Source organism: Streptomyces sp. NRRL S-378, from assembly GCF_000720645.1.
Lineage (GTDB): Bacteria > Actinomycetota > Actinomycetes > Streptomycetales > Streptomycetaceae > Streptomyces.
The window spans coordinates 1-8,056 of the sequence record NZ_JOBX01000123.1 but is presented as its reverse complement, the minus strand read 5'-3'; the positions used below and the strand labels follow the sequence as shown (position 1 = coordinate 8,056).

Below are 8,056 nucleotides of genomic sequence, written 5' to 3'. Positions count from 1 at the left end.
ACTTCCTCGCGATCGCCCGGAGCGGCATCTCCTCGGCCCTATGAAGCCGCCGGATCTCCGCCCAGTCCTCCACGCTGATCACCCATCCTCCCGGCCTGAATCAACGAGTCAGGCCCTCGATGGGGGTCAACTTTCATCCGACGCCAACGGTCCACTTTTCACCCGTCACCGACACATCGTGCCGTGGATTCCGCGCCGATGCAGGCAGGCGCGGTTCCCGTGTGCCAAATACCCCTGGTCGACCGCCGGTCACCAAGGTGCCAAGGCACCTTGGTGACCGGCGTGAGGTCTTCAGCCCGGACGTCTGCTGGGACAGGATGGTGATCACCGAGACGGAGTCGACACCGGCGAAGCAGCCGGCACCTCCTGACCGGAGCGGACGTCCCAACCGCCATCAAACGTCACGTTCTGCGCCCGTGCGGGTGCCTCACCGAGAGGTTTCTGTCATGCCCACATCCATTCACCCTAGCCACCTGATTTCCAGCTGGGCCGCCCAGGACCTCGCCACGGGAACCTCGACCACCGGAACAGGCATCGGCTGGGACTGAACTCACCTGCCAGGCCGTCACGTACCCGACATGCGCATCGTCCATGCCCTCTTGAAGGGCGCCGTTGAAGCCGCGACGACCGTCCGGGGCTCCCACCTGCTGCACGATCTCCTCTGGGCGCACGCCACCCCGGGTGACGGAGTCCAGCACATCGCCGTCCGGCCCGTCCCCGATGGGATGGAGGCCACCTTCTTCCTCACCGCGTCGTCCGACGAAGCAGCTCTGGGTCGCGCCCGGGAACTGCTCCAGCGAGCCCGTGCACCCATCGCCGCTCAAGGCCTCACCGCCCTGCTGCCCGCCTGATCCGCTTCGCACGATCACGACCTGCCCGCGCGAGGACGAAGCAAAGGCCGTCACACCTCTCGGCGGACCTCCCTCCTCACGGCGGCGCCAACCCCGCCCTCCAACTTCCGTACCAACAGGAGCTTTGTCATGCCCATGATTATCACTACCCGATCGCTCATCGCCCTGTCCGTCGTCGTGGCCGCCACGTCCTCCATTGCCCTGCCGGCCGTGTCGGCGCACGCCGCAGAGCGCGTCGCGGCAGCGCCGGCGGTGACTGCTCTGGCTGCAGAGTCGACGGTCGGCGGTTCCATCACACGGGAAGAGATCATCGAGCGCGCCAAGTACTGGCTCGGCAAGAGCATTCCGTACAACCAGGGGGGCTCATACCCGGACTCGGATGGCAGGAACTACCGCACCGACTGCTCCGGCTATGTCTCCATGGCCTGGCATCTGCCGACGAGCCTGAGCACCCACGGCCTGGGAAGCAGCTCGGACGTCTACGAGATCCCGCGGAGTGACCTCAAGGCCGGTGACATCCTCAACAGCTACTACGACCACGTCATCCTGTTCGACAAGTGGGATGACGCCGCACACACCAAATTCTCCTACTACTCGTTCGGTTCGACCCCCGTGAAGCACGTCACCGGCGTGTCCATCAACGCGGCCACCTTCGACAGCCACCCCAACGGCGATTACAAGGCCCTGCGGTACAAGCGCGTACTGGACACCGCCTCCCCGGTGTTCACTCAGACGACGGCGGCGGACTTCAACGGGGACGGCGAGGCGGACATCATCGCCCGGGACGGCTCCGCGACGCTGAAGATGTGGACCCACAACGCGGGTGGCTACTTCAATGCCCCGGTGAACGTGACCGGCGGCTGGAACTTCACACAGACCGCGGCAGCCGACTTCACCGGTGACGGCAAGGCCGACCTCATCGCCCGCGACAGCGATGGCACCCTCATGATGTGGACCGGACGAGGCACCGGGACGTTCAACGCGCCGGTGAACGTGACGAACGGCTGGAACTTCACACAGACCGCGGCAGCCGACTTCGACGGCAACGGCAAGACCGATCTCATCGCCCGTGACGCCGACGGCAACCTCAAGATCTGGGCCGGCAGAGGAGACGGCACCTTCGCCGCGGCCGCCCACCTCTCCGCCGGCTGGAACTTCACGCAGACAGTCGCGGCGGACTTCAACGGTGACAAGCAGGCCGACATCATCGCCAAGAACGCCGACGGCGACCTCAAGCTGTGGACCCACAACGCGGGCGGCTACTTCAACGCCCCGGTAGACGTGACCGGCGGCTGGAACTTCTCCCAGACGACGGCCGCCGACTTCGACGGCAACGGCAACAGCGACCTCATCGCCCGCAACGACAACAACGGCGACCTCACCATCTGGGCCGGCCACGGCAACGGCACCTTCGGCACCCCCGCCAAGCTCACCGGCGGATGGTAACCCCCGCCCCGGCAGCAGCCCTCCCCGACGCAGGAAGGAAAGGAAGACCTCCGATGTCCAGCCCATCCGGGTCCGCCCTCACGAGGGCTCTTACGGGCGCCCTTGTCCTCGGACTGGCGATCGTTGGACTCTCTTCGACGGCCACGGCCGCCGCCGAGACCGTTACTCCAACGTTCGCAGGCGCCTTCAACAACGCGGGTATAGCCCCGCAGGCTTCACCCGGCCTGGCGAACCTCGACGGTTCGGGCGACAGCCTGTCCGCCGACGCCCTCATTGCCGCAGGCTGGACCAGGGGAGCGCGAGTCACCGTCAGCGGTACCACCTACACCGTTCCGGACGTGGCCCCCGGCCAGAATGACAACATCGTGGCCAGCGGCCAGCGGGTTCCCTTGACCGGCTCCGGCAACGCGCTCGGGTTCCTCCTCACCGCCACCGGCGGTGAGGTGACCGGCTCCGGTACCGTGCACTACAGCGACGGCTCCACCTCCCGTTACTCCCTCAACGACGTCGGCGACTGGGAGCGCGGCAGCACAAGTGCAGCAGCCGTCGTACTCGACCGTTCCGCACGCGAGGCCACTCCGGTGAAGCTGTTCGCCGTCACCACGCCGATCAACCCGGGCAAGACCGTCGCTTCGGTCACCCTGCCCAACACGCCTGCGGGCGGCCCGCGCCTCCACGTCTTCTCTGCGGCGGTGCGCAGCACCCCCAAGGCTCCCGACGGCGGCGCCTGGACGGGCAGCTGGGCCACGGCCTACAGCGATGCCCGCTCAACCTCGATGGGGGTCGGCTACCCGGACTGGACGAATCAGACCTTTCGCATGGTGGTCAACCCGCACACCAGCGGCTCCACAGTCCGGCTGCGTTTCGCCAACACTTTCTCGCCCGACCCCGTGAAGCTCGGCCGTGTCACGATCACCGACCAGGCCGCCGGTGCCACCGCAGCGCGGCCTCCGCACACCCTGACCTTCGGCAACAGCCAGCAGGCCACCATTCCGGCAGGCGGTGAAATCGTCAGCGACCCGATCTCCCTGCCCGTCACCGCGGGAAAAAACCTGCTGGTCAGTTACCACCTGCCCGGCACCGTCACAGTAGCCCCGCACCACTCATACGCCCTGACCACCTCCTACACCACCGCTCGTCTGGCCGGTGACCGGACCACCGACACGGGGAATACCGCCTTCACCCAGCCGGTCTCCTTCTGGAGCCTGGTCAGTGGTGTCGACGTCTCGACCTCCAGCAGCGCGGGGACCGTGGTCGCCATCGGCGACTCCCAGACCGACGGCGCCCACAGCACCAAGGACGCCAACCATCGCTGGCCCGATCACTACGCCTCCTTCGTCGGCGGCGGAGCCTCATCCCCGGGCGTGCTCAACGTCGGCCTCAATGCGAACCGCATCGCCAAGGACTACCTCACCGGGTACGGACCCAGTGCCCTCACTCGCCTCGACCGCGATGTGTTCGCCCAGCCGAATGTCCGCGAGCTCGTTCTCTACGAGGGCGTCAACGACATCGTCCACGAGAACGCATCGGCCGCCGCAGTGACCGACACCATACGCAACATCGCGGCCCAGGCCCGCGCCCGGGGAATCCGCGTCACCGTCGCCACCATCCCGGGCTTCTCCGGATACACGTCCAATGGTCGCTTCCGCCTCCACGAGGCCGTGCGGCAGTCGGTGAACGCCTACATCCGCACCACGAACGACATCGACGACTACATCGACTTCGACGTGGCCACGAAGGATCTCGACGATCCCTACGCCCTGAGCCCCGCCATCGCCAGCACGGACAAGCTGCACTTCAACGACAGCGGCACCAAGCTCCTGGGCCGGACCCTGGCTGATCGCGCGGCCGCGGCGCCGCTGCCCATGGGGGAAACCACCGCCGCCGACTTCAACGGCGACTCGATCACCGATCTCCTGGCCCGGCACGATCCGACGGGAACCCTGAAGATGTGGACCGGCCGCGGCGACGGCACCTACGCCGCGGCGACGGACCTCACCGGCGGATGGCAGAACTACTCGCAGACCGCCGCCGCCGACTTCAACGGCGACAGCAAAGCCGACATCATCGCCCGCTACGAGGGACCCACGGACAGCAGCGTCCCCCACAACACCCTCCGTATGTGGATCAACCGCGGGGACGGCAAATTCCACGCCCCGCACAACGTCACCGGCGGGTGGGAATTCACCCAGACCGCCGCAGCCGACTTCGACGGCAACGGAAAGGCCGACCTCATCGCCCGCGACGCCGACGGCAACCTCAAGATCTGGGCCGGCAGAGGAGACGGCACCTTCGCCGCGGCCGCTCATCTCACCGCCGGATGGAACTTCACGCAGACCACTGCCGCCGACTTCAACGGCGATGGCGCCGCCGACATCCTCGCCCGCGAGGCAGCCACGAACACCCTGAAGATGTGGACCCACAACGCGGGCGGCTACTTCAACTCGGCCGTCCCGGTGACCGAAGGCTGGAACTTCTCCCAAACCGTCGCTGCCGGTGACACCGATGGCGACGGCAAAGCGGATCTCCTCGCCAGAGACAACTCCACCGGCACTCTGAAAGCCTGGCAGGGCCGAGGCGACGGCACCTTCACATCAGCACATGACGTGACGCGCGGCTGGTAACCCCCACCAGGCGACCAGTGAGAGAACCCGTGCACCCAGCGGCGCCTGCCCCGCACTTCGCGGGGCAGGCGCCGCCGCGGATTCGGGTGTCCCGCAGCAGAGCGCTTCGAGCTCGCCCGAAGTTCATCGCGTCCCCGACGCACGAGCTCGAATGCTGCTACGTAACGAGCTCGTGCACCTTTGGCGGTGAGACGTCGCGGTCCCGCTGTCCTGGGTTTCCGCTCCTCGATCGGTGTGAGAGCAGGCCTGCGACAGCTTGAACGGTGTCGCTCAGGTGCTCCCGGCAGCCGTGATGACGGGCGAGGGCCCGCCAGTTCTTGAGGTGCGCGATGCCGTGTTCGACGCGGATACGGCGGAGGAATGGACCTTGCGCTGGCGCTCGTAGCTTTCCTCGTACCACGGCGGCGGGCTCTTCTTGAACTTGCGGTGCGGTGGCGTTACGACACGCCGGCCTGCCTGGGCTCCGGGCCTTGGTAGCCGGCGTCAGCGAGGATCTCCACGGCGGGGCCGTCGACAGGGTTCTTGACCAGGCCCAACTGGTGGACGTGGGTGATGTCGGTGCAGCTTGCGGGCTCGGCCGGGCTACAGAACAGCATCCGCCCTTCCGCGTCGATGCTTCCGCTCTGCCCGCTGGAGCCAAGGTGGTCGATGACCTGGGCGAGCGTTCGCAGGCGAAGTCCCCGGGGAAATGGTGCGACCTCGCTCGGCCAGCCGAGGCCGGGCTTCACCGATCGCCCGGGTCACGGTGGACCGGTCTATTTCGAACCAGCAGGCCAGCACATCGTGAGTGGCACCATGACGGAGGTGTCACCAGCGTGGCCAGGAGCTGGTCGAGACGGACCAGCCGATGCTTCGCGCCAGCGTCGACGGCCCGCTTCCGCGGCCGGGCCACCAAGCTCGCCTGGTGTCGTTCGTGCCATAACGGACCCCACTCGGCAAAGAGCTCGGCGTTCACGTCGGCTGACAAGCCGGTGATCCTGCGGTCGCTGATGATCGATGCACGAGCCGCGTCCTCATCACGAAACCATGATCTGCGATCGCGGACCCAACGTCTCACCGCCAACCGTGCACGAGCGCGTTAGGGTCCGTCTGCAAGCGGATCCTGCCCACAGTAGAAGTGATGCGAGTGTGACCGCTGCTTCGTAGGAGATGGCGGTCTTCTCGTAGCGGGTGGCGATGCTGCGGAAGCCTCTGAGTTGGTTGAAGCAGAGTTCGACGGTGTTGCGGCGGCGGTAGGTGTCGCGGTCGAAGCCTGTGGGTCGGCCGCCTCGCCTGCCTCGGTTGCGGCGGTGCTGCTTCTGGTCGTTCTTCTCCGGGATCGTGTGCCCGATACTGCGTCGCCACAGGTACTCGCGGCACGGCCCGTTGCTGTAGGCCTCGTCGGCCGCGTGACTGTTCGGCTTCCTGCGGGGCCTGCCCAACCCGGGCCGCGGCACACGGATCTTCTCCAGGACGGGCTTGAACTCGGTGCAGTCAGCCCTCTGGCCTGCGGTGATGATCAGGGACTGCGGTACACAGCGGCTGTCCGCACTCAGGTGGAGTTTGGTGGTTAACCCGCCGCGCGAGCGGCCCAGGCCCTCGCCTCCAGCACCACCTCCGCCAGGCGGGCGCTCAGGCTCTGCCACGGCATTCGTCCTGGTGTTCCGCCGGTTCGGCCCCCTTTGACGCTGTGGCTGGCGGCAGATCGGTGCGGGCGCCGGCCACATGCTGATTCGCGCGGACCATGGTGGAATCCGCCGAGATGCCGCAGTCGATCTCATCCGCCGCGTCGGCAGCGGCCTGGACTTGCTGGAGCAGACGTCCCGTGTCCCGTCGGCCGACGACAGCCGGTGGCGTTCATAGACGGTCTTCCACGGCCCGAACCGTTCGGGCGGGTCACGCCACACTGCACGGTGCAGAACCCCGCCGATCCCTTGCCGGTGAACCCGCCACTGCCACGACGCCTGTTCTTACCGGCAGGAACGGCCGCAGCCGTTCCCACTCGGTATCCCTCAGATCACCCCGCCCAATGACCACATCAACGACCCCGAGGCGGAGTAGTCGCATGATCGGCCGGATAAGTCCTGGCTCATAGCCAGCCGCGTCGGGCGGCGTTGAGGCCCGCTTCGAATCGGCTCGTGGCCTCGAGGCGCTCCATCAGCGCCGCCATCTGGCGCCGTACGGTGCGCAGGGAGAGACCGAGGCGTTTGCTGGCGGCGTCGTCGGTCATGCCGGACGCGAGCAGTTTCAACAAGCCGCGTTCTGCGGGAGTCAGACCCCTGCTGTCCCTGTCGCTACGGGGATCCGTGTCCAGGTGTACGGCGTTCTCCCAGGTCTGCTCGAACAGGGCGACGAGTGCAGCTACGATCCCGGGGGCGGTCGTGCACAGCGCACCTTTGCGGGTATGGGAAGGGTCGATGGGGACGATCGCGGTCCGGCGGTCGAAGACGATCATGCGAGGTGGCGTCGCGGGACTGGTACGCACCTGACCGCCCCGCTCGATGATCCATCGGGCGTGGGCGTGGGTCGCGGGGTCATTGCGGGCGGTGTCCTGATAGATCGTCAGGAAACGGATGCCCCGGTCCAGTGCGTTCTCGTCGAGGGGGCGGGCGGCGTCCAGGCTGGCCTGGGACTGGGCTCCGCCCGGCTCTATGGCCAGGCATTCGTCACGCAGATCACGAGTAAGGCTCTCCAGCCGTTGCTGGATGGCGTCGAGCCCGAGAAGGCGTTCTCCAGGCTCCGCGTCGAAAGGGTCGTGTTCCTGCGCGAAGGCTGCGACGGTGCGGGCAGCAATCTCCTTGCCGAGGATGATCTGTCTTTGCCGGTCGAGAAGTTCGGCTTCATGACGGCGCAGGATGATTTCAAAGCCGATATCCGGGCTCACCGCCCGGAGCGTGCCGCTGCGGTCCCGCGAAGGCTGGAGCAAACCCATGTCGAGGAGATGTTCGAGACAGGCGCCCACGTCACCGGTGGAGATCTGCAGGCGGCTACTGAGCTCCTCGACTCCTTCTGCCGCCCCTGCCAGCAGGCTTCGGTAGACGGCCTCCTGGGTTCTGTTTACTGATCGTTTCAGAATGAGGTTCGTAGGCGTCGCAAGCAGATGATGCTGCAGGCGAGTTGAAGCAGCCCGAGGTGGAGGTCGGCGCGTATCTCGTA

7 protein-coding genes are annotated in these 8,056 nt (G+C 66.8%); 3 read left to right on the top strand and 4 right to left on the bottom strand.

Translation table 11 applies throughout. From position 1 onward, the window contains the following. Window positions 1-578 precede the first annotated feature (578 nt). The 3 genes from IH80_RS40270 to IH80_RS0137575 all read left to right on the top strand — a co-directional run bounded on the left by IH80_RS40270 (window position 579) and on the right by IH80_RS0137575 (window position 4,921). Window positions 579-851, top strand: a complete 273-nt coding sequence (locus IH80_RS40270; protein ID WP_037882247.1) for a hypothetical protein — start codon at window positions 579-581, stop codon at window positions 849-851. A 129-nt stretch (window positions 852-980) separates the two neighbouring features. Then, window positions 981-2,297, top strand: coding sequence for an FG-GAP-like repeat-containing protein (locus tag IH80_RS0137580; RefSeq protein WP_063757386.1), 1,317 nt, complete (start codon window positions 981-983; stop codon window positions 2,295-2,297). A 53-nt stretch (window positions 2,298-2,350) separates the two neighbouring features. Beyond that, window positions 2,351-4,921, top strand: coding sequence for an FG-GAP-like repeat-containing protein (locus IH80_RS0137575; RefSeq protein WP_158943843.1), 2,571 nt, complete (start codon window positions 2,351-2,353; stop codon window positions 4,919-4,921). Window positions 4,922-5,358: 437 nt separating this feature from the next. Here the strand turns inward: IH80_RS0137575 and IH80_RS46660 are convergent, their stop codons facing one another. From IH80_RS46660 to IH80_RS0137560, 4 genes are all read right to left on the bottom strand, one after another. After that, a complete protein-coding gene (locus IH80_RS46660; RefSeq protein WP_234432526.1) occupies window positions 5,359-5,517 on the bottom strand; it encodes a transposase family protein in 159 nt (52 codons plus the stop codon). Then, on the bottom strand, window positions 5,504-5,701 hold the full coding sequence (locus tag IH80_RS44415) for a hypothetical protein (protein ID WP_107056982.1): 198 nt from the start codon (window positions 5,699-5,701) through the stop codon (window positions 5,504-5,506). Before IH80_RS44415 ends, IH80_RS46660 begins: the two co-directional genes overlap by 14 nt. A 236-nt stretch (window positions 5,702-5,937) precedes the next feature. Next, entirely contained in the window at window positions 5,938-6,807 is an 870-nt protein-coding gene (locus IH80_RS43260) for an IS5 family transposase (RefSeq protein WP_234432525.1), read from the bottom strand. A 182-nt stretch (window positions 6,808-6,989) separates the two neighbouring features. After that, window positions 6,990-7,862: a LuxR C-terminal-related transcriptional regulator gene (locus IH80_RS0137560; RefSeq protein WP_420708914.1), complete on the bottom strand. Its 873-nt coding sequence runs from the start codon at window positions 7,860-7,862 to the stop codon at window positions 6,990-6,992. Window positions 7,863-8,056 lie beyond the last annotated feature (194 nt).

Coding starts and splice junctions, on each gene's coding strand:
- IH80_RS0137575 (WP_158943843.1), top strand. CDS start 2,351: ATGTCCAGCCCATCCGGGTCCGCCCTCACGAGGGCTCTTACGGGCGCC.
- IH80_RS46660 (WP_234432526.1), bottom strand. CDS start 5,517: ATGCTGTTCTGTAGCCCGGCCGAGCCCGCAAGCTGCACCGACATCACC.
- IH80_RS0137580 (WP_063757386.1), top strand. CDS start 981: ATGCCCATGATTATCACTACCCGATCGCTCATCGCCCTGTCCGTCGTC.
- IH80_RS40270 (WP_037882247.1), top strand. CDS start 579: ATGCGCATCGTCCATGCCCTCTTGAAGGGCGCCGTTGAAGCCGCGACG.